The sequence below is a fragment of the Frankia sp. R43 genome (assembly GCF_001306465.1).
In the GTDB taxonomy this organism is placed as follows: domain Bacteria; phylum Actinomycetota; class Actinomycetes; order Frankiales; family Frankiaceae; genus Parafrankia; species Parafrankia irregularis.
This window is the reverse complement of record NZ_LFCW01000010.1, coordinates 42,323-56,932: the sequence shown is the minus strand read 5'-3', so window position 1 is coordinate 56,932 and position 14,610 is coordinate 42,323. Positions and strand designations below refer to the sequence as shown.

The window sequence follows — 14,610 nt, the reverse complement described above, 5'->3', positions numbered from 1 at the left end:
GACACGCCTCCCACGTCGATAGCTGTAAGTAATCACTCGAGTGCTTAGCGTGTGCCATGCCCCCGGATACGCGCCCTTCCGGGAGCTCCCGCAGCCGCTGCCGCGCCGCCGAGCATCGAGGTTTGCCCATGCCGCCCACGCACCGTCCGCCCCGAGACTCCCGAACACCGGATGCGGCACCCGACGTCCCAGCTGGGCCGCACCCGCGAGCGATGGCCAGCCGGCCGGTTCCGTGGGGTGGGCTGCACGTCCCGGCAGGAGCGTCCCTGCCGCCCGGGACGTCCTACGCGACGCTGCACGCCGCGTTCCAGGCTCAGCCGAGGCCCGCCGACCGGAAGCCGGCCACGGACAGGGCCCGCGCGAGGATGACGGTCGGCCGGGAGGAGATCGGCCGCGAGGCGACCGGCGCCGAGGCGACCGGCGCGGAGGCGACCGGCGCGGAGGCGACCGGCCGGCCCGGTGGCCAGGATGACGACGATCCGGCTGTGATCCATCGCTCGGTCGCCGCCTGGCGGCTGCGCAACGCCCGCCGGTTCTCCGTGCGCGTTCTCAGCGCGGCGACGGTCGCCGTCACCGCGGTCGCGTTGTCCGCACCGACTGCCTCCGCGGCACCGTCTCCCACCTGGCCCAAGGGCGTCGACATCGCCTCGTGGCAGCACCCCGGCTCGGCACCGATCGACTGGAACGCGGTCAAGGCCTCCGGGGTGAGCTTCGCGATCGTGAAGGCCACCGAAGGCACCGAGTACACCAACCCGTACTTCGCCGCGGACCGCGACGCGGCCGGGCTGGCGGGGCTCACCGTGGGCGCCTACCACTACGCCCGCCCGGCGGCCCCGATCTCCACCGCGGTCGACCAGGCACGGCACTTCCTGGCTGTGACAGGTCTCACTCGCTCGGCCGGGCATCTGGCCCCCGTCCTCGACCTCGAGACGACCGGCGGCCTGGACCCGGTCGCGCTCGCCGCGTGGACCCGGGCCTTCCTCGAGGAGATCGAGACCCAGACCGGCCGCGCACCCATCATCTACACCTACCGCTCGTTCTGGACGGACCACATGGCCGACACGGACGACTTCGCCCTCTATCCGTTCTGGTTCGCGATCTACAACAACGAGGACACTCCGGGATGGCTCCCCGGCGGCTGGTCCAACTGGGCGATCTGGCAGTACAGCTCGTCCGGCGACGTCCCGGGCATCATCGGGAACGTCGACATGAACGCCGCCTGCTGCTCGCCCGCCTCTCTGGCCGCGCTCGCCGACGGGACCCAGTCCGAGCTCGACAAGAGGTACGCCTCGGGCGGTCTCATGCGGATAGCCCTGGGCGCCCCGACCAACACGGAGCTCGCGGCCGGCGGCGGCGGACGCTGGCGGCCGTTCACGAACGGACTGCTCTTCTGGTCGGTCCGGTCCGGAGCACGGGCGCTGCACGGCGAGGTGGCCCGGAAGTACCTGGCCCTCGGCGGCTCCGACAGCTTCCTGAAGCGCCCGCTGAGCGACGTCGAGTGGGCCGCGGCACCCGGCGCGCATCAGGCGATGTTCGAAGGCGGCTGGATCTACTGGAGCCTGGCCACCGGCGCGCACGAGGTGCACGGCCAGATCCTGCGGCACTACCTGGATCTCGGCGGTTCCGTGTCGAGCCTGGGGCTGCCGGTCACGGACGAGTACTCGGTGCCCGGCGGCCGGGAGAGCGCGTTCCAGTTCGGCCGGCTGCGTTGGATGGCGGCGACGAACTCGGTCGCGCTGCTGCCGGCCACAGTTGGCGCCACAGGTGCGGCCCCTGCCGCCGGAGCCCCTGCCGCCGGAGCCGCAGCCGCCGGAGCCGCAGCCGCCGGAGCCGCAGCCGCGGGAGCGGGAGCCGCCGGGGCCGCGGGTACCGCGCTGGCGCCCTGAGCACGGGTCGGCGCGGTGCCACGGATCGCGCCGGTGCGCGCGGATCGTGGGAGTCGGCCGGGCGCGGGGAGTGACGTAGGCCAGCGGGGGTATCTGACTCGCGTGCGGCGCAGGGTGGCCGCCTGGCTACAGAAAGCGTTGCCGCGCAGCCGGGAGGACCAGATGGTAGACCTGCGGCAGGCACGCAGCACGGACGGTTGGCTGATCTTCGCCGCCGTCGTCATGTTCATCGTCGGTTTCCACAACCTCATCTACGGCATCGCGTCCCTGCGCGACTACGTCGTGGTGGTGGACAACCTGAGCTCCAGCTCGAACGGCAACGGAGTGATCTACGCCGGCACCACGTTCTGGGGCTGGCTCTGGATCGCGGTCGGCATCGTCGAGATGTGCATCGCGTTCGCCATCGCGGCCGGCAACGAGCTCGCCCGCTGGGTCGGAATCATCATCGCCGCGCTGAACGCCATCGGTCAGCTGGCCTTCCTCGCCGCGTTCCCGGTCTGGTCGGTGGTCATCATCGCGCTCGACATCCTGGTGATCTACGCGCTGGCGACCTACCCGAGCCGGGTCAGCACAGGCGGAGCGGTGCAGCCCTACCCAGGAGACCGTCCCGGCCTGGCGCGGGGCTCCGCGGAGCAGGTCCGCAGCGGCGCCTACGCGGGTAGCTCCAGCGGTGCCGGTCCGCGAACCCGAGGTGGCGCCGTCGCGACCGGCGACGGAGACCGCGCGGCAGGTGACAGCGGTGGCGCGGCGCGCAACAGTGGCTCCGGCGGCGACTTCTTCCAGCCGACCACCGCCGGCCCGGGCACCCGCTCCGGCGCCGGAACCTCCGAACACCTCGGAGCCGAACGCCCGGACACCGGCTACCGGAACGTCCAGGGCGACGTCGGTCACCGAGGCGGCGAGGAACCGCCGACCCGGACCGATGACCTCGACCGATGACGTCCTGACCGTCCCTGACGTCCTGGTAGTCCATGACGTCCTGGCCAGGTCATCGACGTCCTGACCGCCGGGGCCGCCGCGGCACCTGTCACCGCGGCGGCCTCGGCACGACCTGGGCCCGCCACTGCTGGCAGCGCCGGACGAACTCGGCGAGATGCCTCGCCGCGAACCGGCCTGCGTCCCAGTTCGAGGCCAACACCGGTACCTGCGCCACGGGTCCCCGCCACAGGTACGCGACAGCGACTTCGCCACCTACCAGCGAAACCTCGCGTGCCTCGTAGTAGTCGCCCTCGAACAGGTCGAGCAGTTCACGTTCCGCCCAGGTGAGGCCGTGCAGGCAGGCGCCGGCGCAGATCTCGGTGGGACCGGCGGGAACCAGCCCCGGATAGGTCTGGCTCCGCAGTTCCGCGGCCCGCCACCCCGCGGCCGAGGCCGGGCTCATGACCGGACGCCGCGCGAGCAGTGCCTCGACGACCTCGGGAAACCGCAGCGTTCCGTAGACGAACAGCGTCGGTGCCCGGCCCGGACCGCCCGCGCTGCCGACGCCGCTGCCCGGAACGCCCCCGGTCACCCCCGAGGCTCCGCCGCTTCAAGGTCGGCCCGGGTGAGTGCGGGGCGCAGCGTGAGACCGATCTCGGCGAGCCGCTCGCGACCGCCCTCCTGCCGGTCGATGACGCACAGGACGTCCTCCACGATCGCGCCCTGCTCCCGCAGCACCCGGGTGGCGTCCAGCACGGCACCGCCGCTGGTCACGACATCCTCGACCAGAACGACCCGCCGGCCCGCGATCTCGCCGCCCTCGGCGATCTGCCGGGTGCCGTACTCCTTGGCCTTCTTGCGCACGAACCTGGCCGGCAGGCCGGTCCGCGCCGAAAGCAGTGTCACCAGCGGGATGCCGCCGAGCTCGAGCCCACCGAGAAGTTCCGTCCCGGCCGGGAGGTGCTCCGCCATCGCGGCAGCAATCTCCGCCAGCAGCGCGGGCTCAGCCTCGAACAGGTACTTGTCGAAGTACTCCGTACTGGTGCGCCCCGACCGTAGGACGAAGGTGCCGGTCAGATGGGATGCCGCCCGGACTCGGGCAGCCAGCGCGTCGATGTCGGCCACACCTGGCGACTCTACGGCTCGCCGGCCCGCCCTGATCCCGCTCGTTCTCGTCCCGCTCGCTGATGGCGGGAACGGCGCTGGGAACGACTCAGGCCCGGAGGGTTTCCTCCGGGCCTGAGTCAAAGAGTGTCCCCCGGGTAGCCCGGGGTGGTGGCAGGTGATGGATTCGAACCATCGTAGGCTGAGCCGACGGTTTTACAGACCGCTCCCTTTGGCCACTCGGGCAACCTGCCGTACTCGGCAAGCATACCGGTTGCTCCGAGCATGCTGACGGGAGGGTCCCCAAGTACATCCCCCGGCGGGCCCCGCGACGCGTGCCCGCGGGTCGCGGGGCCCGTCGCCCGCACCGAACGACTCGACCCAGGAGGTCCGTGCCCGTGGCAGATCCGTCCTTCGACATCGTCAGCAAGGTCGACACCCAGGAGATCGACAACGCGGTCAACCAGACGGCGAAGGAGATCAGGACCCGGTTCGACTTCCGCGACACCGGCGCGTCCGCGGAGCTCTCCGGCGAGGCGATCCAGCTGCAGGCCAACAGCGAGGAGCGGGTCAAGGCCGTCCTGGACGTGCTCCAGGAGAAGTGCGTGAAGCGCGGCATCTCGCTCAAGTCCCTGGAGTACGGCGAGCCCCGACAGTCCGGCAAGGAGTTCCGGCTGACGGTCACCGTGCAGCAGGGCATCGCGGACGACAAGGCCAAGGCGATCGCGAAGAAGATCCGTGCGGACGGGCCGAAGGGCGTGCAGGCGCAGATCCAGGGTGACCAGCTGCGCGTCACCGGGAAGAAGCGGGATGACCTGCAGCGGGTCATCCAGCTCCTCAAGGAGGAGGACTTCGAGGTCCCGTTGCAGTTTGTCAACTACCGCTGAACCGTGGCCCGCACATCTGGTGGCAGCCGACGAATGTGAGATTGAGCCTTTACCGTCATCGACTCGGACCTGTGGCGCCCCTGGTCCTGGCCCGGGAGACGGAAAAGGCTCACCGTTTCGTCAGCAACAGTCGCGCACGCGACAGCCCGTACCGGGCAAATTCACGCGCATATGCACGGGAAGAAGCGTGTGCGAGGATTCCGGCGGCTGACCGGGCCGGGAGCGCTTCGGGCGCTCCCGGCGATGTTCCCCAGAAAAAGTGCACCCCGCCCGATGGGGGGTTTCGGGCGGGGTGCAGGCGGCGGAACCTGGGGGGTACGCTCCGCCGCTGTCCTGGGAACTTTGAGACTACTCTCATTCGCGCGGCGCAGCGTGCCTTCCGCGGGTCTCTCTATTTCACCACAGTGAACTTGATGTGCCCGACATGTGGCTTCTCACACCCGCCCGCCGTACCCGTTCCATGCCGGGCGCGCCCATCCGGTCCGCGGTCGGGGCCGGGAGCGGACCGAACGGACCCGACCGGGCCGCCCTACCGGTACGGATTCATCCGGGCGCGCTGCTCCAACCGGGCGATTCGCTCGGTTAGCGGCGGATGGGTCGAGAACAGCTTGGCCACACCGCCTCCGCGGAACGGGTTCGCGATCATCATGGCGGAGGCCGGGCCCAGCCGGGAGTTCGCGGGCATCGGACGCGCCGCCGTCCCCGCTTCCAGCTTGCGCAGGGCGCTGGCCAGCCCGAGCGGGTCGCCCGTCAGCGTCGCCCCGGATTCGTCTGCCTGGTATTCACGGGCACGGCTGATCGCCAGCTGAATGATTGACGCGGCAATCGGCCCGACAATGATGATCGCGAGCATCTCGGCCACGCCTGGGCCGTCCTCGTCCCGACCGCCACCGAAGAAGGCGAAGACCTGCATCATGTTCGCGATGTAGACGATGATCGCCGCCAGGGTGCCGGCGACCGAGGCGATCAGGATGTCGCGGTTGTACACGTGGCTGAGCTCATGGCCGAGCACGCCGCGAAGCTCACGATCGTCCATGATCTCGAGAATTCCCTCGGTGCAGCACACCGCGGCGTTGCGAGGGTTGCGACCGGTGGCGAAGGCGTTCGGTGAGGCGGTTGGGCTCAGGTACAGCCGTGGCATCGGCATGCGGGCCCTGGTCGCGAGTTCCTGCACGATCGCGTAGAGCCGAGGCTGCTGGACCTGGCTGACCGGATAGGCCCGCATCGCCCGCAATGCGATCCGGTCCGAGTAGAAGTAGGAGACGGCGTTCATCACGACGGCGAGAACGACCGCGATGACGAGCCCGTGCTGGCCGAACAGCGAGCCGAACCACACGATCACTGCGGAGAGCACGCCAAGGAGAAGGGCCGTCTTCAGCCCGTTGAGACTGCGATGAGGCATGGCTGTCGCGCATCCGTCCTGTCGACCTGTTGCGACTACATCAACGAAGGACCTGACACTCCTCGTTCCCAACGCTCGGGCGTCCACGCCGAGCCGCCACCCCCGCTGTCCCCGCTGTCCCCGCTCTCACGGGCCATGCGGACTGTCGTCCGGGCGGGCCACGCCGGCCCGTAGCGCGGCGGCGGTCCGGGCGGGCAGCAGGCCGGACCGCTCGAGGCGGTCGGCCGTCAACACCGCCAGCGCGCCGTACGCGTCCGCGAGGTGGGGGTCCCGGCGCGTCAGTTCCGACCACTGCGCGGTGACGGTGCCGACATCCCCGCGTCGGACCGGACCGGTCATCGCGTCCTCCCCGTGTGCCAGGGCGTTGTCGAGCGACATCCGCAGGAGCGGTCCGAGCGCCTGCGCCGGATCGGGGACGCCCGCGGCGGCGAGCAGCTGCCCCGCAGCCGTGACCAGCGTGGCCAGAAAGTTGCCCCCCAGCACCAGCGCCGCGTGGTAGCTCGCGCGTCGCTCCTCGGGAATGACCGCGACCCGGCCTCCGATGCCTTCCACCAGGCGGCGGACGAGCCCGGCCGTGTCCTCGTCCCCGGGCGCGGTGGTGACCCCGAAGGTCGCGCCGACGAGCCGGTCGGGGTCGGTCGCCGCACCGGTCAGCGTCATGATCGGATGGATCGCGGCCGGCCGGGCGCCCACCTCGGCCGCCGGTGCGAGCGGCGCGATCCCATGGCGCCCGCTCAGATGGGCGACGAGCACGGCGGGGGTGCGGGCGACGCCGGGCGCGATCCGCGCGGCCGTCTGTTCGATGCTGTCGTCCGGAACCCCGAGTAGGACCACGTCGGCGAGGGCGGCCGCCTGGGCCGGTGTGACGCAGATCTCAGCAGCGGGGAACAGGGCCGCAGCCCGCTCCCGCCCGGCCTGGGTCCGGCTGTGGATCGCGCGCACCTGATGACCCGCGGTCACGAGCGCCCTGCCCACCGCCGCGCCGGCCCGACCCGGCCCGACGATGGCGATCGACAGCCCGGTGATCGGCTGGCCGGTGACCGGCTGGCCGGTGACCGGTAGCCCCGGACGCATGCTCTCCATCACTCTCCCGAATACCTTCCGGGTGCCGTCCGGGCGGTGCGGCCGGGGCCAGGCGACGTACCCGACCACGAGGCCACCCGCGAGCGTGGCTGTCGGACTGGGCAGGGCCTGAGGATTGTGGTCGCCGGGACGGCGAAGGTCTTCCAGGCCGACCGAAGATCACGATATGTCAGCAAATCCGCTCCGGCCCGGCGGCCCGGCATCCGGACCCACCTGACTTCCAATGGATCGATCGGTTGTTCGCCAGACCAGGTGCGGACGGCCTTCTCCGCCGCCATTCAGGGTGAAACCTACTGAGCGGAAACTTACTCGGCCGCGACCGTCCGTCCAACGTGGCCAGGTCTGCCGCCTCCGCGATCCCACTATGGCGTTCCGTACACGTCCGGTTTCGAGCGGATACCACCCCAGGTGACGTGCTCCACCGTCGCTCCATCCGAATGACTGAGGACCCGCCGCGAGCCGTTGGCGTGCAATGCTCATCGTTGACGACTCCGGGTCGCAGTGCTGCTTCCAGGCAGTCACTGCTATACCGACGAACGTCCGGAAGAGAGTCGGCCCGCCACTGACGACCCGCTGACGGCGGCGCCGTGATATCACCGTCAGACCAGTCGGTGATACCACCACCAGGCCAGATGGTCGTTTCACCGACAACTCGGCCGCCACGCCTCGGGACACACCCCAGGAAGCGAGAGACGCTGAATAGATCCCCCCTTCGGACACACCCGGCCAGGCATCGTCACGGTCGTCCGCCGGCGCCGGCGGCGTGCCGCCCGCCGGCGGGTCAGGCACGACCGGGGGGCCTACCGGACGGCCGGACGGACCACCGACCCGGGTGTCCGCCTGCGGACACCCGTCAGGGTGCGTGCAGGTCGGTGATGCCGCACGTGGTGGGCCTACTGGCGGCCACAGCGGCGATCACGCCCAGCGGGCCAGACTGATCACATGACTCATGTCCGGCGTGTTGGGAGCGTAAGGTCCCGGCCTGTCGGAGCATGATCGACCAGCTCCGCCGAGCTACCCGGCAACTCCACTTCAGCCGGACTCGGCACCGTTACCAGAAATCGCATACCGCAACCAGTCGCGCACGGCCAGCAAGGGGGGGTGGCCGGGATAATCCGACCGCAAGCCACGACGCAACACCCTTGCCAGTGCCACCAGGCGGCACGATCCTCGTGCCGTATTGAGCCGCCCGGTACGCTGGGGTAGTACCTGAGGAGGTTACTTAAGGTGTCTGAGCAGGTCAGGGAGAGGGAGACCCGCCGGCTCGACCGGGTCGTCGTGCGGTTCGCCGGCGACTCCGGCGACGGTATGCAGCTCACCGGAGAACAGTTCACGAGCGAGACAGCGGCATTCGGCAACGATTTGTCCACGCTTCCGGACTTTCCTGCGGAAATCCGGGCGCCAGCCGGCACGCCGGCCGGAGTTTCTGGCTTCCAGCTCCATTTCTCCGATCACGATATTCTCACCCCGGGCGACGCCCCGGACGTCCTCGTCGCGATGAACCCGGCCGCGCTGAAGGCGAATCTCAAGGATCTGCCGCCCGGGGCCGACCTGATCGTCAACACCGACGCGTTCACCGGCGGCAACCTCAAGAAGGCCGGCTACGCGGACGACCCGCTGACGGACGGGACGCTCGACAGCTACACCGTCCACCGGGTCCCACTGACCTCGATGACGATCAACGCTGTCAACGCGGCCGAGGGCGTCGCCGGCGCGGTCAACAAGAAGGAGGCCGAGCGGGCGAAGAACATGTTCGCGCTCGGCCTGATGAGCTGGCTGTACCACCGCCCCACCGACGGCACCGAGGGCTTCCTCAAGAAGAAGTTCGCCAAGCGGCCGGAGATCGCGGCGGCCAACATCGCCGCCTTCCGCGCCGGCTTCAACTACGGCGAGACCACCGAGTCCTTCTCGGTCACCTACGAGGTCGCCCCGGCCCGGATGCGGGCGGGCACGTACCGGCGGATCACCGGCAACATCGCGATGTCCTATGGGCTGATCGCGGCCGGTGAGCTGACGAAGCTGCCGCTGTTCCTCGGCACCTACCCGATCACCCCGGCGTCGGACATCCTGCACGAGCTGAGCAAGCACAAGCAGTTCGGCATCCGGACCTTCCAGGCCGAGGACGAGATCGCCGGCATCGGCGCAGCGCTGGGCGCCTCGTTCGGTGGGTCGCTGGGCGTGACGACGACCTCCGGCCCGGGTGTCGCGCTCAAGAGCGAGACGATCGGTCTCGCGGTCAGCCTCGAGCTGCCGCTGCTGATCGTGGACATCCAGCGCGGCGGCCCGTCGACCGGCCTTCCGACGAAGACCGAGCAGGCCGACCTGCTGCAGGCGATGTTCGGCCGCAACGGCGAGGCCCCAGTGCCGATCATCGCGCCGCGCTCGCCGGCCGACTGCTTCGACGCCGCGGTGGAAGCCGCCCGGATCGCGACGAAGTACCGCACGCCGGTCTTCCTGCTCTCCGACGGCTACCTGGCGAACGGCTCCGAGCCGTGGCTGCTGCCGACGATCGACGAGCTCCCGGACCTCACGGTCACCTTCACCACCGAGCCGAACCACGAAGGGCCCAAGGGCCCCGAGTTCTGGCCCTACCTGCGCGACCCCGAGACGCTCGCCCGCCCCTGGGCTGTTCCCGGCACCCCAGGGCTGGAGCACCGGATCGGCGGTCTGGAGAAGGCCGACGGGTCGGGCAACATCTCCTACGACCCGGCGAACCACGACCGGATGGTGCGGCTGCGCCAGGCGAAGGTCGAGGGCATCGCGCGCGACATCGCCCCGCTCGAGGTCGACGACCCGTCCGGCATGGCGGACGTCCTCGTGCTCGGCTGGGGGTCGACCTTCGGGCCGATCGCCGCCGGCTGCCGCCGGGTGCGGGCCAAGGGCCTGCACGTGGCCCAGGCACACCTGCGCCACCTCAACCCGTTCCCGGCCAACACGGCCGAGGTGCTGCGCTCCTACGACAAGGTGCTGATTCCCGAGATGAACCTCGGTCAGCTCCGCATGCTGATCAGGTCGCAGTTCCTGGTGGACGCGATCGGGTACAACCAGGTCCGCGGACTGCCGTTCAAGGCCGCGGAACTCGCGGGCGTCTTGGAGGACGTGATCAACCAGTGACCGTGACGACGAACGGCAGCGGGATCTCCAACCGGCTCCTCGACCTGATCCCCACCACGCCGAACCAGCTCACCCGCAAGGACTTCACCTCCGACCAGGAGGTCCGGTGGTGCCCGGGATGCGGCGACTACGCCATCCTGGCCACCGTCCAGGGCTTCCTGCCCGAGCTGGGCATCGCCCGGGAGAACATCGCGTTCATCTCGGGCATCGGATGCTCCTCGCGCTTCCCGTACTACCTGCAGACCTACGGGATGCACTCCATCCACGGGCGCGCGCCGGCGATCGCGACGGGGCTGGCCACATCGCGGCCGGACCTGTCGGTGTGGGTGGTCACCGGAGACGGTGACGCCCTGTCCATCGGCGGAAACCACCTGCTCCACGCGATGCGCCGGAACGTCAACCTCAAGATCCTGATGTTCAACAACAGGATCTACGGCCTGACCAAGGGGCAGTACTCGCCGACCTCCGAGGTCGGGAAGATCACCAAGTCGACGCCGTTCGGCTCGCTCGACCGCCCGTACAACCCGGCGTCGCTGGCGCTGGGCGCGGAGGCGACCTTCGTCGCCCGGTCGATCGACTCGGACCGGGCCCACCTGACCGCGACGCTGCGCGCGGCGGCGGAGCACCCGGGCACCGCGTTCGTCGAGATCTTCCAGAACTGCAACATCTTCAACGACGGCGCGTTCGAGGCGCTGAAGGACCGGGACACCCGGGACGACGCGACGCTGAAGATGGTCGACGGCGAGCCGCTGCTCTTCGGCGCGGAGCGGGACAAGGGCATTCGGCGCGCGGCGTCGGGCGGCCTGGAGGTCTGCGCGGCGACCGATGAGAACGTCCTCGTGCACGACGCGGCGAACCTCGACCCGAGCCAGGCGTTCGCGTTGTCGCGGCTGACCGGAGACGCGCACGGGGTCACCCCCATCGGCGTGTTCCGCAACGTCGACATGCCGACCTACGACGAGGCGCTCAACGACCAGGTGGCGCAGGCTCGCACCAAGCTGGGCAAGGGCGATCTGGCCGGGCTCATCTCGGGCAACGAGACCTGGACCATCAACTGACCGATCCGTCCAGGTGACGGGTAGCGGTGGTGCTTAGAAGGCCGGGGTGGCGAACTACCGCCCCGGCCTTCGCCGTCTGGAGCGCCGGTCGTTCGAGAGTCAGCCGTTGCACCGCCTGCTCCCAGCACGCCCAGAAGTGCCATCTGCACCGATTGCCCGATTAGTGGATGTATGCATTAGTTGCGGCCTTCTGATCAGCATGCGGTATGGTGACCCCCGGGTGGGGGTGCCGTGTGGCCCGGGGGGGGCTCACAACACCAAAGCAGCCGGAGGCGCAGTGCGGGCTTACGCAGTGCGAGATCACCGAGCCCGTCACCGGGGCTCACCGTTAATCCAGGCCATGTTCTGCGCCCTGGCGGCAGCGGGCGGCCAGCGTGGGTAGCCATTCCGCGGGCCGGCACAGCCGGGGCGCCGAGACCACCGGCGAGTTCCGCCGGCCGGTTCCGCCCCAGTCCGCACCGGCCGAGCGTGCTCCCGCTCCGGGCTCCGCCACGCCGGCGACCGCGTCTGCGTCCGCGCAGTGGAACGATCTTCCGAGGCGCACGCGGTCCGAGCCACGCTCGGGCTGGGTGACCAGTGAGTGGAGCAGCAACCCCTCGGCGGGGACGGCTTCGCTCCCCAGGCGCTCACCGCCGCCGCGGCCGCCGGTCCTGCCGCCCGGGGAGATCGACACCCTCACCGGCCCGATCTCGACCAGCTCGTCGGTCAGGCCCGCCCGTACCGCGCACACGGCCCGGTTCTCCGCCTTCGAGCCGGCCCGGCCGGTGCGTCCGGCCGGGTCGGAGCGTCCAGCCCGGTCGGAGCGTCCAGCCGGGTCGCTGTTCGAGCCGATGCCGCCGTCCGCGCCAGCCGCTGGAGCCGGCCCGCGGCCGGTGGTGGTGCCGCGTCAGAACGGCACCCGGCCGGGCTCGGCGACGGGCCGGGGCGCACACCGGGCCCCCGCGCCCCGCCGCGCGCCGGGCCGCACCCGCCTGGTCGTCGCCGGCACGGCCTCACTCGCCGGGCTTTCGGCGATCGTGACCGGTATGGCGCTCACCGCGGAGACGCCGGTGATCTCCGCCGGGCCCACCACCGGCGCCAACCCACTCGTCCAGGCGGACCAGGCGCGCGACGCGTTCGGCTCGGCCGACACGCAGGCGTCCCGCAGCAGCAGCCGCACCGAGCTGCCGACGCCCCAGCCCACCGCGACCACCGGGCCCACCGCCTCCGACGAGGGTTCCACCCCGACGGAGACCGACTACCTGCAGGTCTCGCGCTACTCGTCGCAATACCACACCACTCAGACGCCCGCGGCCGCCCAGGCTCCGTCGCCGGAGCAGAGCGTCGCCGCCGAGAGCGAGAGCGACGACCTGTCCGGCTACGAGCTTCCGTTCGTGCCGCTCACTCCGCAGACCACCGCGGCGGCGACCCCGACGAACGGAACTGACACCCCGGACGACGAGACGTCCGGCCCGAGCACTCCGGGGGTGCCCACGCCGACGCCGAGCGCTTCGGCGAGCCCGGACCAGTCGGAACCGAAGCCCACGACCACACCGGCGTCCACTCCCACGGCGACTTCGGCGGCCTCGGGGAGCACCACGGCGCCGAGTTCGACGGCGACCGCGACGCGGCGGCCGACGACCTCGGCAACCTCGACGACTCCGTCCGCGACGACGACGGCTACGCAGACCTCCGACGAGGGCTCGTTGCCGTTCAACCCGGATCCGGTGGAGGTCACGCCGATCTGGGATGTCAGCATCCCGTCCATCACCGTCGAGTGACGTCCTCCTCCGCGTAACCGGTGTCTCCCCGTGTCCAAGGGAGCTCCCCGGTCAGAGGTTCAGTCCGGAACGCCGATCCCAGCGGATCGGCGTTCGCTGCTCCGCTTCGGTATCCGAAGAGGCGAAGGCCGAAGGTTGGAGGATTCCGGTCGTTCTGGCAGCCGGAATCCTCGGAACCGGCCGGCAGCAACAGCAGCCGCAGGGGTCCGATGCCGATAGCGGCTCCAGCAACCGAAGCCGACCCCGAGGAGAGTTGAGCCGGGGTCGGCCGGTGCGGTGATTGTGTCAGCTGACCCTCAGCTGGTCCGGCCTTCAGCTGGTGCCGTGTGGTCAGCTGGTGCCGTGTGGTCAGCTGGTGCCGTGGTCAGCTGGTGCCGTGGTCAGCTGGTGCGGTCGACGACGAAGTCGGCCAGCGACTCCAGAGCCGTCTTCGCGGGACCGTCGGGCAGCGGGGCGAGGCACGCCCGGGCTTCGCCCGACCAGCGCGCCAGCTCCGCTCGAGCCCGGTCCATCGCGGGATGCTCCCGCAGCACTTCCAGCGCCTCCACGACGGCGCTCTCGGTCACCCCGGAGCCCGCCCACGGGTCCGCGCCGAGCAGGTCGCGCAGCCGGCGCGCACCCGCGTCGTCGCCCTCCAGGGCGTAAAGGACGGGCAGCGTCGGAATTCCCTCGCGCAGATCGGTTCCGGGGGTCTTCCCGGAGGTCTCGGTCGGCGACGCGAGGTCGATGATGTCGTCGGAGAGCTGGAAGGCGACACCGAACCGCTCACCGAAGGCCGCCAGGACGTCGGCCGTGACCCGGTCGGCGCCGGCCAGCATCGCGCCGAGCCGGCCCGAGGTGGCGATCAGCGACGCGGTCTTGTCGGTGATGACCCGCAGGTAGTGCTCGATCTGGTTCTGACCGGGCCCGGGGCCGACGGTCTCCCGGATCTGCCCTTCGCACAGCGTCGCGATGGTGCGGGCGAGAATGCGCGTCGCCTCCGGGCCCAGGTCGGCCGTGATCTCGGAGGCGCGGGCGAACAGGAAGTCGCCGGTGAGGATCGCGACGGTGTTCGTCCAGCGCGCGTTCGCCGACGCCGCTCCGCGCCGCAGCGGCGCCTCGTCCATCACGTCGTCGTGGTAAAGCGTCGAAAGGTGCGTCAGCTCGATCGCGACGGCGGCCGGCACGACGCCGGCCGCCTCAGGATCGGCGAACTGGGCGGCCAGCAGCACGACCATCGGCCGGAACCGCTTGCCACCCGCGTCAACGAGGTGCCGCGAGGCCTCGGTGACAAAGGAGAACTCGCTGTGGACGGAAAGCCGCAGCATCTCCTCGACCGCGGCCAGCCCCACCCGGACAGCCTTCTCCAGATCAGGGTCAGCCCTGATCCCCATCACGTCCAACCCGATAGCGCTCATA

Annotated in this window: 12 protein-coding genes and 1 tRNA gene; 6 read left to right on the top strand and 7 right to left on the bottom strand. The window is 70.5% G+C overall.

The genetic code is table 11. The features are described from left to right. Positions 1 to 128 precede the first annotated feature (128 nt). Entirely contained in the window at positions 129 to 1,886 is a 1,758-nt protein-coding gene (locus tag ACG83_RS41730) for a GH25 family lysozyme (protein ID WP_369812939.1), read from the top strand. A gap of 162 nt (positions 1,887 to 2,048) precedes the next feature. Beyond that, the gene (locus ACG83_RS34180; protein ID WP_054570417.1) at positions 2,049 to 2,825 is read left to right on the top strand and encodes a hypothetical protein; all 777 of its coding nucleotides are present in this window, start codon (positions 2,049 to 2,051) and stop codon (positions 2,823 to 2,825) included. An 88-nt stretch (positions 2,826 to 2,913) separates the two neighbouring features. On the opposite strand, the gene ACG83_RS34175 is transcribed toward ACG83_RS34180, so the two are convergent. The 3 genes from ACG83_RS34175 to ACG83_RS34165 form a co-directional block, all read right to left on the bottom strand. Then, positions 2,914 to 3,396 carry a gamma-glutamylcyclotransferase family protein gene (locus ACG83_RS34175; RefSeq protein WP_054570416.1) on the bottom strand — a complete coding sequence of 161 codons (483 nt, stop codon included), beginning with the start codon at positions 3,394 to 3,396 and terminating at the stop codon, positions 2,914 to 2,916. Continuing rightward, the gene (gene pyrE, locus ACG83_RS34170; protein ID WP_054570415.1) at positions 3,393 to 3,929 is read right to left on the bottom strand and encodes an orotate phosphoribosyltransferase; all 537 of its coding nucleotides are present in this window, start codon (positions 3,927 to 3,929) and stop codon (positions 3,393 to 3,395) included. Before pyrE ends, ACG83_RS34175 begins: the two co-directional genes overlap by 4 nt. 148 nt (positions 3,930 to 4,077) lie before the next feature. Then, positions 4,078 to 4,162 (bottom strand) — tRNA-Tyr (locus ACG83_RS34165). A 144-nt stretch (positions 4,163 to 4,306) separates the two neighbouring features. Here ACG83_RS34165 and ACG83_RS34160 point away from each other — a divergent pair. Continuing rightward, positions 4,307 to 4,795, top strand: a complete 489-nt coding sequence (locus ACG83_RS34160; RefSeq protein ID WP_054570414.1) for a YajQ family cyclic di-GMP-binding protein — start codon at positions 4,307 to 4,309, stop codon at positions 4,793 to 4,795. A 529-nt stretch (positions 4,796 to 5,324) separates the two neighbouring features. On the opposite strand, the gene htpX is transcribed toward ACG83_RS34160, so the two are convergent. Beyond that, positions 5,325 to 6,197, bottom strand: coding sequence for a zinc metalloprotease HtpX (gene htpX / locus ACG83_RS34155; RefSeq protein ID WP_006539105.1), 873 nt, complete (start codon positions 6,195 to 6,197; stop codon positions 5,325 to 5,327). A 126-nt stretch (positions 6,198 to 6,323) separates the two neighbouring features. Beyond that, positions 6,324 to 7,280 (bottom strand): Rossmann-like and DUF2520 domain-containing protein, encoded by a 957-nt coding sequence (locus tag ACG83_RS34150; protein ID WP_083473831.1) that lies wholly within the window; start codon positions 7,278 to 7,280, stop codon positions 6,324 to 6,326. A 1,227-nt stretch (positions 7,281 to 8,507) separates the two neighbouring features. Between ACG83_RS34150 and ACG83_RS34145 the strand changes: the two genes are divergently transcribed. Both ACG83_RS34145 and ACG83_RS34140 read left to right on the top strand, forming a co-directional pair. Then, complete coding sequence (locus ACG83_RS34145; RefSeq protein ID WP_054570413.1) at positions 8,508 to 10,394, top strand: 2-oxoacid:acceptor oxidoreductase subunit alpha; 1,887 nt, start codon at positions 8,508 to 8,510, stop codon at positions 10,392 to 10,394. After that, complete coding sequence (locus tag ACG83_RS34140; protein WP_054570412.1) at positions 10,391 to 11,452, top strand: 2-oxoacid:ferredoxin oxidoreductase subunit beta; 1,062 nt, start codon at positions 10,391 to 10,393, stop codon at positions 11,450 to 11,452. The genes ACG83_RS34145 and ACG83_RS34140 overlap by 4 nt, the downstream gene beginning before the upstream one ends. A gap of 328 nt (positions 11,453 to 11,780) precedes the next feature. Here ACG83_RS34140 and ACG83_RS34135 read toward each other — a convergent pair whose 3' ends face one another. Next, entirely contained in the window at positions 11,781 to 12,182 is a 402-nt protein-coding gene (locus ACG83_RS34135; protein WP_054570411.1) for a hypothetical protein, read from the bottom strand. A 148-nt stretch (positions 12,183 to 12,330) separates the two neighbouring features. Between ACG83_RS34135 and ACG83_RS34130 the strand changes: the two genes are divergently transcribed. Continuing rightward, a complete protein-coding gene (locus ACG83_RS34130; protein WP_152991603.1) occupies positions 12,331 to 13,212 on the top strand; it encodes a hypothetical protein in 882 nt (293 codons plus the stop codon). Positions 13,213 to 13,592: 380 nt separating this feature from the next. On the opposite strand, the gene ACG83_RS34125 is transcribed toward ACG83_RS34130, so the two are convergent. Then, positions 13,593 to 14,609, bottom strand: coding sequence for a polyprenyl synthetase family protein (locus ACG83_RS34125; RefSeq protein ID WP_054570409.1), 1,017 nt, complete (start codon positions 14,607 to 14,609; stop codon positions 13,593 to 13,595). Position 14,610: the final 1 nt, after the last annotated feature.